Source organism: Jeotgalibacillus malaysiensis (assembly GCF_044789845.1).
Lineage (GTDB): Bacteria > Bacillota > Bacilli > Bacillales > Jeotgalibacillaceae > Jeotgalibacillus > Jeotgalibacillus malaysiensis_A.
Window position 1 is genome coordinate 2,270,264 of the sequence record NZ_CP085252.1, and the last position, 12,875, is coordinate 2,283,138.

Sequence of the window (12,875 nt, forward strand, 5' to 3'; positions counted from 1 at the left end):
GAGTATTCACAAAATTAGTATTTATTTTTTTGGCGTTCTACATTGACTTCATTTTTTTCTTTATACGCACGGATTGTATCCTCAGCAGAGAAATCGAGTTTTTCGCCTATTAATAAATATGTATGCCACATTTGATCATAACGCTCTTCCGTGTGAGCCTCTGCAAATTCACTGATATGGCGATTAAACTGAAGAAATAATTCTGTCAGTGAATCATCCGTTTTAAAGACTGTTTTCTGGTCGTACCTTAGATGTGTTTCGAGTCCGATTGATAGTAAAAAGTGAATACCATCCACATACTCTTCAAGGATGACACTTTTTTCAGATGGTCCCTTGAGACTCCAGAACTTGAAACATCTTGTTTCATTCGCAAGTTCACCTGCTTCAACAGACAATGCAAGCAATTTATCCTTTAATAAATTCTTATCTGTCAGTCCATGCTCTTTTTCGATAAATAAATCCAGTTCATATTGCATTTGATAAAGTTCATTCCAATTCATCATATTCACTCCTTCTCACACAGTGTAACAAAATTTTAGTCCAAAACTGAAACTTTCAGCTGAACCAAACCGTATGTGTAGTATCTAGATTACAGGGGGTCCCGCATGATCTTAATCTTATTACGGGTAGCGATTACTTTATTAATCCTTTACTTACTATATAAAGGGATAAAATATTTGTTTGACCCTAAAAGAAAGCTCGAATCCGCTCATGATAGAGAAGAGTATTTTTTCCACGATGATGCGCGTAATCCGAGAAAGAACTTTTTTATAACGTATAAAGGTGTCATGTTTCAGGGAGAAAAATACCTTGGGGAAGCAGACAGGTCATTTGACGTCATTAATATCTTTGTCTGGCCGGATGATCCGTCTAACCTTCAGGGTTTCAGGGTGGAAGATTTTCGTTTTATGGAGACTGAAATCAAAAGCAATTATCCACATGCCAAAATCGACTGGAAAAGCCCGATTAGAGAATTACTCGGTAAAGAAACTTAAAAAAAGCTGCCATGTGGCAGCTTTTTTTAGCGTATAGCCCAAATAATGAATGCGCTGTGCAAAATCACAAGCAGCGGCATGCCGACTCTGAACGACAAATGTTTTGTCTTATGTCTGAATACATTCATCCCCGCCCACGATCCGAGTGCGCCGCCTAACAGCGCAATCGTCCACAGCGTTTTTTCAGAAATTCTATATTCATTATTTCTCGCACGCTTCTTGTCCACTTTCATTGAAATAAATCCGACCAAAGACAACACAAAGTAATATAACAAAAACAACGTATCCATAAACACACCTCTTCCTCTTTACATCATAAACAACCCGAAGATAATGTTCCAAGTGATTAATAGTCGCTTGATTTTTCAGGTGATTAAGCTAAAGATTTATATAGCTCATCTACATGTCTGCACAGCTGGTGATTCTCGCTGCAGGCGGCGACTCCTGTGGCAGGAAGGGACAGGTGAGACAAAGCACGGCGAAGCCTGCTGGCTCACCGCCCGGCCACGGAAAGCGTCCCCCTGAAGCGGAAATCACCAGCCAACTTTTCAGATGAACATATAAAAAGACTGCCCATAAAGGACAGCCTGATTGATATTACTTGTTAAGTTCAGCTTTAGCAGCGTCTGCAAGCTGCGCGAATGCTTTTTCATCAGCAACAGCAAGATCAGCAAGCATCTTACGGTTTACTTCGATACCCGCAAGCTTAAGACCGTGCATTAGACGGCTGTAAGAAAGACCGTTTGTACGAGCAGCTGCGTTGATACGTGTAATCCATAGCTTACGGAAGTCACGCTTCTTCTGACGACGGTCACGGAAAGCATAGTTTCCTGACTTCATTACCTGCTGGTTTGCTACTTTGTATAGCGTGTGTTTTGAACCATAATAACCTTTAGCGAGTTTAAGAACTCTTTTTCTACGTTTACGAGAAACGATTCCACCTTTAACACGTGGCATAGTAAATTACCTCCTAATAAATCATGTTCATTATTTTTAGATTAGATCATATCTTTGATGCGCTTGTAATCGCCTGAAGACACAAGTGAGCCTTTGCGCAGTTTACGCTTAGCTTTTGTTGACTTGTTAGCGAAAAGGTGACTAGTGAATGCACGTGAACGCTTAAGTTTACCTTTACCTGTCTTCTTGAAACGCTTAGCTGATCCACGGTGAGTTTTCATTTTTGGCATGAGTAGTATCCTCCTTAAATCATTACTTTTCGTTCGTTGGTGCGAGCATGAGGAACATGCTGCGGCCGTCCATCTTAGGCTTCGTTTCTACTGTAGAGATATCTTTACACTCTTCAGCAAATCGCTCAAGCACTCTCTGGCCGATTTCTTTATGTGTAATGGCACGTCCGCGGAAACGGATAGAAGCTTTTACTTTATCGCCTTTTTCAAGGAACTTCCGTGCATTACGAAGCTTTGTATTGAAATCATGTTCTTCAATTCCAGGGCTTAGACGAACCTCTTTTAAATTGATGATTTTTTGATTTTTACGTGCTTCTTTTTCTTTTTTCTGCTGTTCGAATTTGAACTTACCATAGTCCATAATTCTTGCAACAGGCGGTTTAGCTGTTGGTGCAACCAGAACGAGGTCAAGATTGACGCGCGCTGCGATCTCTAATGCTTCATTCTTTGATTTGACACCTAGCTGTTCACCGTTTTGATCAATCAGACGCACCTCGCGTGAACGGATGCTTTCATTAATCTGCGTGTTATCCTTGCTAATAGTAATCCACCTCCGGATTGATTTTGAATACCTTTGCGACTCGTTTTCGGCAATAAAAAAAGCCGGAAACTTCTTCAGTCTCCCGCTGCCATGCACATACTACCCTGTTATAGGAAATAAATGCGTGTTACCATCCAGCTTAATCTGCCGGGAAGGTGAGAAGCGGGTGCCTCTTCTTGTACACAAATTCGTATTCGATTCACTCTTGCTATTGTAGCAACTTCCGAGTGGAATGTCAATCCAAGTTCTTAATCAACAAAATTGATGATATCAGATTAATGGATATGAAGCAACACCTTTTCGACAAGTTTCTCATTAATTCATTCTTTTTTCATAATAATACGTTTGAATTTATATGAAAAGGCTAAACCTAATATAATTCAATTAATTTAAACGGAGGCGTTCATGATGAAAGCACGCATGATTATGACTGCTGCTGGCTTAAGTTTATTACTTGCAGCCTGTGGAGAAGAAGATGAAACCGTTCAGGATCCTGCTCCGGCTGAGGATGCTGAACAGACAGAGGATCAGCCTGCACCTGAAGAAGAAAATCAGGAGGATACAGGCATATCATTCCTCGAGTTCGATATGGATGCGGATTATGAAGGAAACGATAATGACTTTGAGATCTCTTATGACAGCGAAGGAAGTCAGGTGGAAGCCTCATATGAAAATGAAAGAGATATGCTGACGATGTCAGGCGATGACGCTTTTCAGGAAATCCAGCCTGTGCTGAGTGAATTTGATTTTACTACTGAGACACCTGATGATGAAGTAATCGACAGGGTGATTGAAGGTTTTGAAGTTGAAGAGGGATTCCAGTCAATCGAGATCGAAATTAAATTTGAAGATGGTACTGAAAAAGAATATCAGCGTGGAAATTAAAAAATCTGCCGGGGGATATCCCCCGGCAGATTTTTTATCGTGTAATTTCCTGTTTCAATTGCTGTGTGAAATCATTCAGTGAGGCAGTGTCTGTATCCTGCTCACCGTATTTACGGATATTGACTTCATTATTTTCCATTTCTTTATCCCCTACTACAAGCATATAAGGGATTTTCTTCATTTGTGCTTCACGGATCTTATACCCCATCTTCTCGTCACGCGTATCTACTTCTACACGCGCGCCTGCAAGCTGCAGCTCATCCTGCACTTTTTTCGCAAAATCAAGGTGAATGGATGGAGACACAGGAATCACCTGGACCTGCACCGGTGCCAGCCATGCCGGAAGAGCGCCTTTGTGCTCTTCAATCAAGAATGCAACGAACCGTTCCATTGTTGACACGACCCCACGGTGAATAACGACAGGGCGGTGCTGTTTGCCATCTTCACCAATATAATTCAGGTCAAAGCGCTCAGGAAGAAGGAAGTCAAGCTGTACAGTAGACAATGTTTCTTCTTTTCCAATCGCAGTTTTCACCTGAACATCAAGCTTTGGTCCGTAGAATGCCGCTTCGCCTTCAGCCTCAAAGTAGTCATGACCCATATCATCCATCGCTTCTTTGAGCATTGCCTGAGCCTTTTCCCACATTTCATTATCATCAAAGTATTTTTCAGTGTCTTCAGGATCGCGGTATGACAGACGGAATTTATATTCGTGCAAACCGAAATCTTTATATACTTCTTCAATCAAACGCACAACGCGCTGGAATTCTTCTTTAATCTGATCAGGACGCGCGAAGATATGTGCATCATTCAGTGTCATCGCACGAACACGCTGAAGTCCTGACAGTGCACCTGACATTTCATATCGGTGCATCAGACCAAGTTCTGCAATTCTGATCGGCAGTTCACGGTAGCTGTGAATATCCTGTTTATACACCATCATATGGTGAGGACAGTTCATCGGACGAAGGACGAGTGTTTCATTATCCATTTCCATTGGCGGGAACATACCCTCTTCATAGTGATCCCAGTGACCGCTTGTTTTGTAAAGCTCTGCGCTCCCAAGGGCTGGTGTGTATACGTGATCATAGCCTAAAGAAATTTCTTTATCTACAATATAACGTTCAATTGTACGTCGGATTGTCGCGCCTTTTGGCAGCCAGATTGGAAGCCCCTGGCCGACCAGCTGTGAGCTTGTAAAAAGATCAAGTTCTTTACCAATTTTACGATGGTCACGCTGCTTTGCTTCTTCAAGCATCTCCAGGTGGTGGTCCAGATCTTCTTTCTTGAAGAAGGCAGTGCCATAAATACGCTGCAGCATCTTATTATCACTGTCGCCTCTCCAGTATGCACCGGCAACACTTAACAGTTTAAACTCCTTAATATGCTTTGTTGACGGAACGTGAATCCCGCGGCAAAGATCAAAAAATTCTCCCTGCTTATAGATTGTTACGTCTTCCTCTGAAGGAATGGCTTCAATCAATTCAAGCTTATAAGGGTCATTAATTTCCTTAAAACGGCTGACTGCTTCCCCGCGGCTGACAACTTCTCGTTCAACATTAATGTTGTCTCCAGTGATTTTTTTCATTTCTTTTTCAATACGTGGAAGATCTTCAGTTGAGATTGATGACTCAGTGTCAATATCATAGTAGAATCCACCTTCAATCACAGGACCGACACCGAATTTCGCATCAGGATACAGGCGTTTTACGGCCTGTGCCATCAGATGGGCTGTACTGTGTCGCATAATTTCAAGTGATTCCGCGTCGTCAGGTGTCAGGATGGCTACTTCTGCATCCTGATCCAGCGGTGTACGAAGGTCCAGAAGCTGTCCGTTCACTTTTCCGGCAACTGCTTTCTTTTTCAGTCCTGAAGAAATGGATGATGCAATTTTTTCAACTGTGATCCCTTTAGGATACTCCTTGCTGTTTCCATCAGGAAAAGTCACTTTAATTTGTTCTTCCATGGGTAACACTCCTTCAATTAAATTTTTGCATATAAAAAACCCCATCCCTGGTAAAGGGACGGAGTTATATTAACCCGCGGTTCCACCCTTCTTTCTGAACAAGTGTCCAGAATCTCTGGTTCAGCTAACGGGCTGCATCCGGTACGAATTACTTCAGTGTTCACTCATACGGCTCAAGGGTGGTAAATACATTTTGCTTCATAAGAGGATTTCAGCCGGGTCCTCTCTCTCTTATAATCAGCTTCAAATGATTCATGTCCCTGTCAGTGCCTTTATTTATAAATTGTTTTGATAAGAGTCATTTTAGATGAGGTTGGTTATAAAAGCAAGTTTAAATTTAAAACATTGGCGTCTACTCTTCGCTCCAGGCGGAGGCTTTCCGGACGGCGGTCGCTGAGCTTCCTCGGCTTCGCCTGCGGGATCTCAGCTATCCCGCTATTCGTCCCGGAGTCCCCGCCTTCCACTACGAGTCACGCTGTGCATGAGACATTGAAAGTTTTTGTACTTAAATTGCAAAAGCCTGAGCCCAATTAAATATTCCGCTTATTCTTCCCTTTCATTTCAACCGGGATGGACAGGAATTTGATTCTTTCCATGATTCTGGCTGCTTTGACTGGTTCTTCTTCGCCTCGCTGGGAATAGGTCAGGTGGTGTTCGAGTTCGTTGTAGTCAAAGTTCGAGCTGAAAAATGTTGGAAGCCCTTCTGCCATTCTGTATTGCAGAATCGTTCCAAGTACTTCATCACGTGCCCAGCTTGAAAGTGATTCTGCCCCGATATCATCAAGCATCAGAATGGAAGACCGTTTGACAGCGTCCACTTTCCCTGCGAAAGTCTGATCGCCGAGCGACTGCTTCATTTCTTTTAAAAATTCAGGGAAATACAGAATAAAGCTTGCCTTGTTCTGCTTTTTCAATTCATTGGCAACAGCGCCAAGCAAATAGCTTTTACCAACACCAAATTTGCCGTACAGATATAGCCCTTTATAATGTTCAGGATCTGCAACGAGTTGACTGACTGTATCTTCTGCAATTTGCAAAGCTTTCATTCTCGTCGGGTTATCCACATCCACCTGATCAAAAGTGGCATTCAGCACATCTTTAGGGACATACATGCTTTGGACCAGTTTTTCAGTATTTCGCTGTTCCTGAGCTGCGATCTGTCTCGGGCATTGCGCATACTGCATATCAATGTAGCCGTTTTGAATGATCAGCTTCGGCTCATATCCCTTCATTGTGTTTTTACATTCCCCAAGACTCGGGCAATCTGCACATTTTCTAGATCTGGTCATAAACTCATATAACTTGATCATTCCCTGATCAGCTGCGTTCGGCGAGAGCTCATCTCTGTGGATTTGTAAAAACTGTTGAATTTCCGGGTCAGCTGAGATTTCCTTTTTCATCATTTCATATCTGCGCTGAAATTCATTTGATCCTGAAATCCGTTTGATCGTTCTATTAATCGGATCCATTATTCTTCACCTGCTTTGCGCTTTTTCAGTTCGCGTTCTTTTAAGTAGCGTTCCCTCTCCTTCAGGAATTCAGGATCCGCCACTTCTTCTGATTCATCAGAAGTAAACCAGTCCGGAAGCTTTTCTTTCCGAATGGTTTTTTCTTTTCTTGATGTCTTACTCCCACCTGACTTCTTCCAGGTAAGATAGTTTTTATGTTCTTTTTTTGCTTCAGCCATCGCTTCTTCAGCTGTTTTAATCCCGATTCTGACCCACTGTGAAGCAATCTGTTCAGTGAAGCCTTTAGTCAGCTTCATATTTGTCCGCAAAAGTACAAATTGAATTAACACATTGATCACTTCATCAGGAAGCCTCTTTTCATAAATCAGATGATCAATCAGTTCAAGCTCAGTATTTGAGGGCTTCACACCATTAGAGGCATCAATTAGTACCTGTACAGGTGAACTCTTCTTTAAATACTGCAGCGTCTGATCCTCTGAATCAGGCAGTTTTTGGACCTTCGCCTGCTCAGCAAAATGCTTTAGCGCAGGCAGTGCTGAATTCGTTTTAAGCTGAAAAGAATCCCTGCACGCTTTTCTAAGGGCTTCTGTATCAATTTTGTCTTCTTCTGTTATGGAAGAGAGAATCGGACTTTTCATCTCCTGTTCAGATAACCCATACAGAATAGAAAGCTTCACGATCAGCTGTTTTACATCATACGTTAAACTTTTTCTTGGCACCATCGCTTCAGAAAGACCTGCAAAAAGTGCGTGAAAGTCAAACGCCTGAAAATCTGCTGCGATCCCGCTGTTTTCACCTTCAAATGTCAGCGTCTTACCGTCCTCCACCTTTTCCGGCATATGCGGTGAGATCTTAGCATCTGAATAAAAAACATCCTGAAACGATCGCGTTACTTCCTCGTATGCCTGCAGGTTGTCAAAAGATACGATAAATCTGTTTTTTAACCGCTGAAACTGACTGGCTCCGATCTGTCTGTACAAGAAGACGCTCAGCATCGGATCTTCAAAAAAAGCTTTTGCACTTAATGGCGGCTGTATCTGATAAGCATACGACTTAGTGTCTCCTGTCTTAAGGAAGGTTTTTAGCAGCCCCATTCCTTCTAGGCGGAGTCTGGCCTGAAAGATTCTTTCTATTGAAACTGACATCAGGTCCATCAGTGTTTTATGAGTGCGTGCTTCACTCTCAAGATGATGACGCTCCACCTCGAGCCATAATATATTATACAGACTGATTGCGTCGGCCCCGAGCAACGGCTGATACAAAAATGACACCAGCTCTCTGTCATGTTCGCTTAATTGACCATTCAGCTGAACGTTATATTCATCTGAGGGCTGTATTTCTTTCCATAAACTCGTCATAAGCTCAGACCTTTCATCTATCCTATCCAAATCTACAAAAAAAGAGCAGCTGACTGCTCTTTATTTTCTTTCTTTATTCAACAGTTCTTTCATTTCATCTATGAACACATTTAAATCTTTAAATTCACGGTATACAGACGCAAATCTTACGTATGCTACTTCATCAACTGATGAAAGTCTGTCCATGACCATTTCTCCAATGTCGACAGATGGGATCTCTGAAATTCCCTGACTGCGGAGTTCACGTTCAATATCAGAAGCAATCTGTTCAAGTTTTTCAAATGGTACTGGCCTTTTTTCGCAGGCTTTAATCAGACCGCGCAGGATTTTGTCTCTGCTGAATTGTTCCCTGATGCCATCTCTTTTTACAACAATCAGCGGAATTTCTTCCACTTTTTCAAATGTTGTAAAACGATACTGACAATCTTCGCATTCTCTTCTGCGCCGGATCGATTTTCCATCGTCAACTTGTCTTGAATCAATCACCCTTGTTGCGTTTTCATGGCAGGATGGACATTTCATTTCACCAGCTCCACATCGAATCTATTTCCTCTAATGATACTGAAAAAAAGCTTAAACCACAAGGGTTCCTCTTACTTTTCAGCTTCTCTCATCTCTTTTGCAAGCGCCTGATAGCAGATAGAAATTTCTTCCTTCAGCTTCGGATAAGCACCGCCGACAACCATCTGGTCAGTAGACGCTTTCAAATCAAGCGCTGTGTGCATTGGTCTTGTACTGACAACGGTTGCAATTAAAAACATTTTAGGACTCTTCGTGCGGGTGATCATAATTTCCCCATGATCTTTTGATTCTGATGAAATCTCATACCCATCATTTGAAAAGTAGCGTTTTACTTGATCGTATACTTTGTCGAATGATACTTTATAATAACGTGTTTCAAGCTCTTTTTCTTGATGTTTGTCTGCCGTCTCGCATTCCTGACTGAACCTTTTAAAAACTCCCTTTAACTTGGCCAACGTAATTCCTCCTCCAGTGTCTATAACCTTAGTTTATCAGTTTTATGGAGAAAATAAAAAAGAGATGCGAAAATGCACCTCTTTTGTCAGATTAACCTGCGTGTACCGTTGATTGTGGGACTTTTACAGGCCCCATACCGCGTGATACTTCAATTGTTTCACGTGTCTCAGCGCCAAGTGATTCAGCGATGTGATTCGCTGCAACGTTTGGATCAAGATCTCCACATGTGTATACATCTATACTCGCATAGCCGTGTTCAGGGAAGCTGTGAATAGTCAAATGTGATTCTGAAATGATCACGACTCCACTTACACCCTGCGGCGCAAATTTATGAAATGCAACTTCTCTTACCTCAGCACCTGATTTCAGTGCAGCATCTACGAATGTTTGTTCAATTAATTCCATGCTGTTTAACTTTTCAAAGTCACAGCCCCATAGTTCCGCTATTACATGACGACCCATTGTTTCCATTGATCGTTCCCCCTTACTGAAAATTTGAACTTACCCGGTTAATCAGACCCTGCTGCCACGGGGGAAAGTTAGTCCAATGAGGTCCTAACCCTTTAAGCAGAAGTTATGTTGTGTGAACCGGAATAAGATCACGAAAATCAGTATAAGGTTTTTTGAATGATTTTGCAATGATTTGTTTTTATTTAGAGATATTGCACGTTTTTTATATGAAGACCGGGTGACCTGCACGCCAGGCGGACGCTTTTCGCGGCCGGGCGGTGGAGACACCACCTTCAGCTCCGGTCACCTTATCTACTATAAAAAGAAAAGAAGAAATACATTTAAATGTACTTCTTCTAAGAATATATTTAAATCCTATTCATTATAATGCTGTTACTTCTCTCTGGGATTGTTCCATCTGGTTTGCAAGGTGCTGGACGAGATCGACTACGCGGCATGAGTAGCCCCATTCGTTGTCGTACCATGCAAGTACTTTTACTTTTGTTGCGCCCATGACCATTGTTGAAAGTCCGTCAACGATTGCTGAGCTTGGGTTTGTGTTGAAGTCAATTGATACTAGCGGTTCTGTTGTGTATGACACAATTCCGTTCATTTCGTTTCCAGCAGCTTTTCTAAAAGCGTTGTTTACTTCTTCAACTGTTACTTCACGTTTCACATCTACGACAAGGTCGACGAGTGACACGTTTGGCGTTGGAACACGCAGTGCCATTCCGTGCAGCTTACCCTGCAGATTAGGCAGAACTTTACCAAGTGCTTTAGCTGCACCGGTTGAAGTCGGGATGATTGATTGTCCGCATGACCGTGCGCGGCGCAGGTCTTTGTGCGGATTATCAATATTTTTCTGGTCATTCGTATATGCGTGCACTGTTGTCATTAATCCATTTACAATGCCAAATTCCTGATCAAGAATTTTAGCAACAGGTGCCAGACAGTTCGTTGTACATGATGCGTTAGAGATTACATCATGCTTCTCTACATTCAGATCCTCTTCGTTTACACCCATTACAATCATCACATCTTCCTGTTTACCAGGCGCTGTAAGGACGACTTTTTTCGCTCCAGCATCAAGATGCAGTGCTGCTTTGTCGCGTGCATTAAATTTACCAGTAGCTTCAATGACAATATCAACATTCATTGATGCCCATGGTAGGTTTGCAGGATCTCTATCACTGACAAGTTTGATTTCTTTTCCATTGACAATTAATGCATCCTCTTTCGCAATCACTTCTGCAGCAAATGCGCCATGAGTAGAGTCATATTTAATCAGGTGAGCCAGTGTTTCAGGCGGGTAGCTCGCATTGATGGCTACTATATTAAGTGTGTCTTCCATTACCGCTTTTCTAAACACCATACGGCCGATTCGGCCAAACCCGTTGATTGCAATGTTCGTCTTGTTCATGAGGATCCCCCTAATAATGTTATACTTAATTTCAAATTAACTAGCATTAGTATAACATATTAAAAGCGTTTGCAAATACATAATGACATTTTTTCAATAAAAAACTCACCCTTTTAAAGGATGAGTACTGTTCGTTTATTCAGGGTGTCAGCTTCCAGTCTTCAATCAGCTTATGCAGCTGGTTAATAGATTGTTCAATCGAACCACTGTTATCAATGACAGCGTCCGCCTGGTCACGCTTTTGTTCTACCGGTATTTGAGATGCAATTCTTGAAGCTGCTTCTTCAGCGCTGTAATCATTACGTTTCATCAGTCGCTCTTTCTGAAGGTCTGCAGGTGCGTAGACGACGAGTACTTTTTCCACCATCCATTGCAGTCCGCTTTCAAAGAGGAGCGGGATATCCAGAAATACAGTGTGCTTTCCATTCTTAAGAGCCTGATCTTTCTGCGCGAGCATGTCAGCACGGACAGCAGGATGAACAATTCCATTGAGCTCTTTACGTTTCCCTTCATCATTGAAGATGATTTCACCGAGCTTAGGCCTGTCAAGATGACCATCCTCAGTGAACACTTCATTTCCAAATACTTCTCTGATCTTTACGTTCGCCTCTTCCCCCGGTTCAACGACCTTGCGCGCTGACTGATCGGCGTCGACTACCGTGTATCCTAAATTGATCAGTTCTTTAGCAATTGTGCTTTTTCCTGTGGCAATACTGCCGGTTAATCCGATAATCATAAATGTCCCCTTACTTTTGACATGTGGTGCAGTAATGTGAGGTCCGCCCTCCGACAACTGCTTTTTTAACCGCTGAACCGCAGACAGGGCACGTAGATTTCGCATACATCTGTAGACGTTCCTGCATGCCTCCAGCTTCACCGTTTACATTTCTGTAATCAGAGATACTGCTTCCTCCTGCTGCAATCCCTTCTCTCAGCACGTCTACAATATGATGAAACAGCTCTCTTTTCTTTTTCAGACTGAGCCTGTCAGTTTTTCTTTTAGGACTGACGCCTGCTCTGAAAAGCGCTTCTGTTGCGTAGATGTTCCCACACCCTGCAACCACACTATGATGCATAATTGATTCCTTAACAGGTTTCCGTGAAAATTTCGGTAGCATTAAAGCTGCCAGGAATCTGATCTCAGCATCCTCATCGAAAGGTTCAGGTCCGATTTCAGCTAAAGGCGGGTGCGCTTCTTCAGACGGCAGAAATCTCATTTCTCCAAATCTGCGAATATCTGAATACACCAGTTTTTGCCCGTTGGACAGATTAAATATGACATGTACGTGATTGCGGAATCTGTCTTCAAGAATTTCTCCAAGTTCATTTACAACGAACCATGCGCCTGTCATTCCAAGGTGCGACAAGATCAGCATTTCATCATCCTGCCGCCCCAGACGGAAGAGCAGATACTTGCTGCGGCGGTCAATGGCAGAGATTTCTTTTTGAGTAACGGCAAATTTAAAGGCGTCCAGCCCTTCTCCTTTTACAACCGCTTTTCTTCCAGCTTCATGGGCTTTAATGACTGTGTTAGAAAACGTCACTTCTTCAATGATCAGCCCTTCAACCTTTGGAGAGAGACCCCTTTTCACGTGTTCTACTTCCGGTAATTCAGGCATGTCTCTC

Annotated in this window: 16 protein-coding genes and 2 other annotated features; of the genes, 2 read left to right on the forward strand and 14 right to left on the reverse strand. The window is 42.5% G+C overall.

All coding sequences use genetic code 11. The annotated features are described in order from the left end of the window. Nucleotides 1-14: 14 nt before the first annotated feature. Nucleotides 15-500, reverse strand: a complete 486-nt coding sequence (locus LG330_RS12240; protein ID WP_404404229.1) for a dUTP diphosphatase — start codon at nt 498-500, stop codon at nt 15-17. Nucleotides 501-605: 105 nt separating this feature from the next. Here LG330_RS12240 and LG330_RS12245 point away from each other — a divergent pair, with 105 nt between their 5' ends. Next, the gene (locus tag LG330_RS12245; RefSeq protein ID WP_404404231.1) at nt 606-995 is read left to right on the forward strand and encodes a sigma-w pathway protein ysdB; all 390 of its coding nucleotides are present in this window, start codon (nt 606-608) and stop codon (nt 993-995) included. Nucleotides 996-1,021: 26 nt separating this feature from the next. Here LG330_RS12245 and LG330_RS12250 read toward each other — a convergent pair whose 3' ends face one another. From LG330_RS12250 to infC, 4 genes are all read right to left on the reverse strand, one after another. Next, nucleotides 1,022-1,285, reverse strand: a complete 264-nt coding sequence (locus LG330_RS12250; protein ID WP_404404232.1) for a DUF1294 domain-containing protein — start codon at nt 1,283-1,285, stop codon at nt 1,022-1,024. A gap of 307 nt (nt 1,286-1,592) precedes the next feature. Further along, nucleotides 1,593-1,952 (reverse strand): 50S ribosomal protein L20, encoded by a 360-nt coding sequence (gene rplT / locus LG330_RS12255; protein ID WP_041120948.1) that lies wholly within the window; start codon nt 1,950-1,952, stop codon nt 1,593-1,595. A gap of 41 nt (nt 1,953-1,993) precedes the next feature. Then, entirely contained in the window at nt 1,994-2,182 is a 189-nt protein-coding gene (gene rpmI, locus LG330_RS12260; protein WP_039810275.1) for a 50S ribosomal protein L35, read from the reverse strand. A gap of 22 nt (nt 2,183-2,204) precedes the next feature. Next, the gene (gene infC, locus LG330_RS12265) at nt 2,205-2,741 is read right to left on the reverse strand and encodes a translation initiation factor IF-3 (RefSeq protein ID WP_404409590.1); all 537 of its coding nucleotides are present in this window, start codon (nt 2,739-2,741) and stop codon (nt 2,205-2,207) included. Nucleotides 2,742-2,770: 29 nt separating this feature from the next. Further along, nucleotides 2,771-2,907 (reverse strand) — a sequence feature (ribosomal protein L20 leader region). A gap of 224 nt (nt 2,908-3,131) precedes the next feature. Here infC and LG330_RS12270 point away from each other — a divergent pair. Continuing rightward, on the forward strand, nt 3,132-3,608 hold the full coding sequence (locus LG330_RS12270) for a YusW family protein (RefSeq protein WP_404404235.1): 477 nt from the start codon (nt 3,132-3,134) through the stop codon (nt 3,606-3,608). 34 nt (nt 3,609-3,642) lie between these two features. On the opposite strand, the gene thrS is transcribed toward LG330_RS12270, so the two are convergent. The 9 genes from thrS to mutM form a co-directional block, all read right to left on the reverse strand. After that, a complete protein-coding gene (gene thrS, locus LG330_RS12275; protein ID WP_404404237.1) occupies nt 3,643-5,574 on the reverse strand; it encodes a threonine--tRNA ligase in 1,932 nt (643 codons plus the stop codon). Between the two features lie 51 nt (nt 5,575-5,625). Then, nucleotides 5,626-5,850 (reverse strand) — a binding site (T-box leader). A 254-nt stretch (nt 5,851-6,104) separates the two neighbouring features. Beyond that, on the reverse strand, nt 6,105-7,043 hold the full coding sequence (dnaI, locus tag LG330_RS12280) for a primosomal protein DnaI (RefSeq protein WP_404404239.1): 939 nt from the start codon (nt 7,041-7,043) through the stop codon (nt 6,105-6,107). Continuing rightward, nucleotides 7,043-8,401 carry a replication initiation and membrane attachment family protein gene (locus tag LG330_RS12285; RefSeq protein WP_404404241.1) on the reverse strand — a complete coding sequence of 453 codons (1,359 nt, stop codon included), beginning with the start codon at nt 8,399-8,401 and terminating at the stop codon, nt 7,043-7,045. The genes dnaI and LG330_RS12285 overlap by 1 nt, the downstream gene beginning before the upstream one ends. A gap of 60 nt (nt 8,402-8,461) precedes the next feature. Further along, nucleotides 8,462-8,923, reverse strand: coding sequence for a transcriptional regulator NrdR (gene nrdR, locus LG330_RS12290; protein ID WP_404404243.1), 462 nt, complete (start codon nt 8,921-8,923; stop codon nt 8,462-8,464). 71 nt (nt 8,924-8,994) lie between these two features. Continuing rightward, entirely contained in the window at nt 8,995-9,378 is a 384-nt protein-coding gene (locus LG330_RS12295) for a hypothetical protein (protein ID WP_404404245.1), read from the reverse strand. 91 nt (nt 9,379-9,469) lie between these two features. Continuing rightward, entirely contained in the window at nt 9,470-9,850 is a 381-nt protein-coding gene (gene speD, locus LG330_RS12300) for an adenosylmethionine decarboxylase (RefSeq protein ID WP_404404247.1), read from the reverse strand. A 361-nt stretch (nt 9,851-10,211) separates the two neighbouring features. Beyond that, on the reverse strand, nt 10,212-11,249 hold the full coding sequence (locus LG330_RS12305) for a glyceraldehyde-3-phosphate dehydrogenase (protein WP_404404249.1): 1,038 nt from the start codon (nt 11,247-11,249) through the stop codon (nt 10,212-10,214). Nucleotides 11,250-11,388: 139 nt separating this feature from the next. Next, nucleotides 11,389-11,985 carry a dephospho-CoA kinase gene (gene coaE / locus LG330_RS12310; protein ID WP_404404251.1) on the reverse strand — a complete coding sequence of 199 codons (597 nt, stop codon included), beginning with the start codon at nt 11,983-11,985 and terminating at the stop codon, nt 11,389-11,391. 10 nt (nt 11,986-11,995) lie between these two features. After that, the gene (mutM, locus tag LG330_RS12315) at nt 11,996-12,868 is read right to left on the reverse strand and encodes a bifunctional DNA-formamidopyrimidine glycosylase/DNA-(apurinic or apyrimidinic site) lyase (RefSeq protein ID WP_404404252.1); all 873 of its coding nucleotides are present in this window, start codon (nt 12,866-12,868) and stop codon (nt 11,996-11,998) included. Nucleotides 12,869-12,875: the final 7 nt, after the last annotated feature.

Excerpts from the sequence above, each read along its gene's own strand:
- LG330_RS12240 (WP_404404229.1), bottom strand. The coding sequence starts at position 500 with ATGAATTGGAATGAACTTTATCAAATGCAATATGAACTGGATTTATTT.
- LG330_RS12245 (WP_404404231.1), top strand. The coding sequence starts at position 606 with ATGATCTTAATCTTATTACGGGTAGCGATTACTTTATTAATCCTTTAC.
- LG330_RS12250 (WP_404404232.1), bottom strand. The coding sequence starts at position 1,285 with ATGGATACGTTGTTTTTGTTATATTACTTTGTGTTGTCTTTGGTCGGA.
- rplT (WP_041120948.1), bottom strand. The coding sequence starts at position 1,952 with ATGCCACGTGTTAAAGGTGGAATCGTTTCTCGTAAACGTAGAAAAAGA.
- rpmI (WP_039810275.1), bottom strand. The coding sequence starts at position 2,182 with ATGCCAAAAATGAAAACTCACCGTGGATCAGCTAAGCGTTTCAAGAAG.
- LG330_RS12270 (WP_404404235.1), top strand. The coding sequence starts at position 3,132 with ATGAAAGCACGCATGATTATGACTGCTGCTGGCTTAAGTTTATTACTT.
- thrS (WP_404404237.1), bottom strand. The coding sequence starts at position 5,574 with ATGGAAGAACAAATTAAAGTGACTTTTCCTGATGGAAACAGCAAGGAG.
- dnaI (WP_404404239.1), bottom strand. The coding sequence starts at position 7,043 with ATGGATCCGATTAATAGAACGATCAAACGGATTTCAGGATCAAATGAA.
- LG330_RS12285 (WP_404404241.1), bottom strand. The coding sequence starts at position 8,401 with ATGACGAGTTTATGGAAAGAAATACAGCCCTCAGATGAATATAACGTT.
- nrdR (WP_404404243.1), bottom strand. The coding sequence starts at position 8,923 with ATGAAATGTCCATCCTGCCATGAAAACGCAACAAGGGTGATTGATTCA.
- speD (WP_404404247.1), bottom strand. The coding sequence starts at position 9,850 with ATGGAAACAATGGGTCGTCATGTAATAGCGGAACTATGGGGCTGTGAC.
- LG330_RS12305 (WP_404404249.1), bottom strand. The coding sequence starts at position 11,249 with ATGAACAAGACGAACATTGCAATCAACGGGTTTGGCCGAATCGGCCGT.
- coaE (WP_404404251.1), bottom strand. The coding sequence starts at position 11,985 with ATGATTATCGGATTAACCGGCAGTATTGCCACAGGAAAAAGCACAATT.
- mutM (WP_404404252.1), bottom strand. The coding sequence starts at position 12,868 with ATGCCTGAATTACCGGAAGTAGAACACGTGAAAAGGGGTCTCTCTCCA.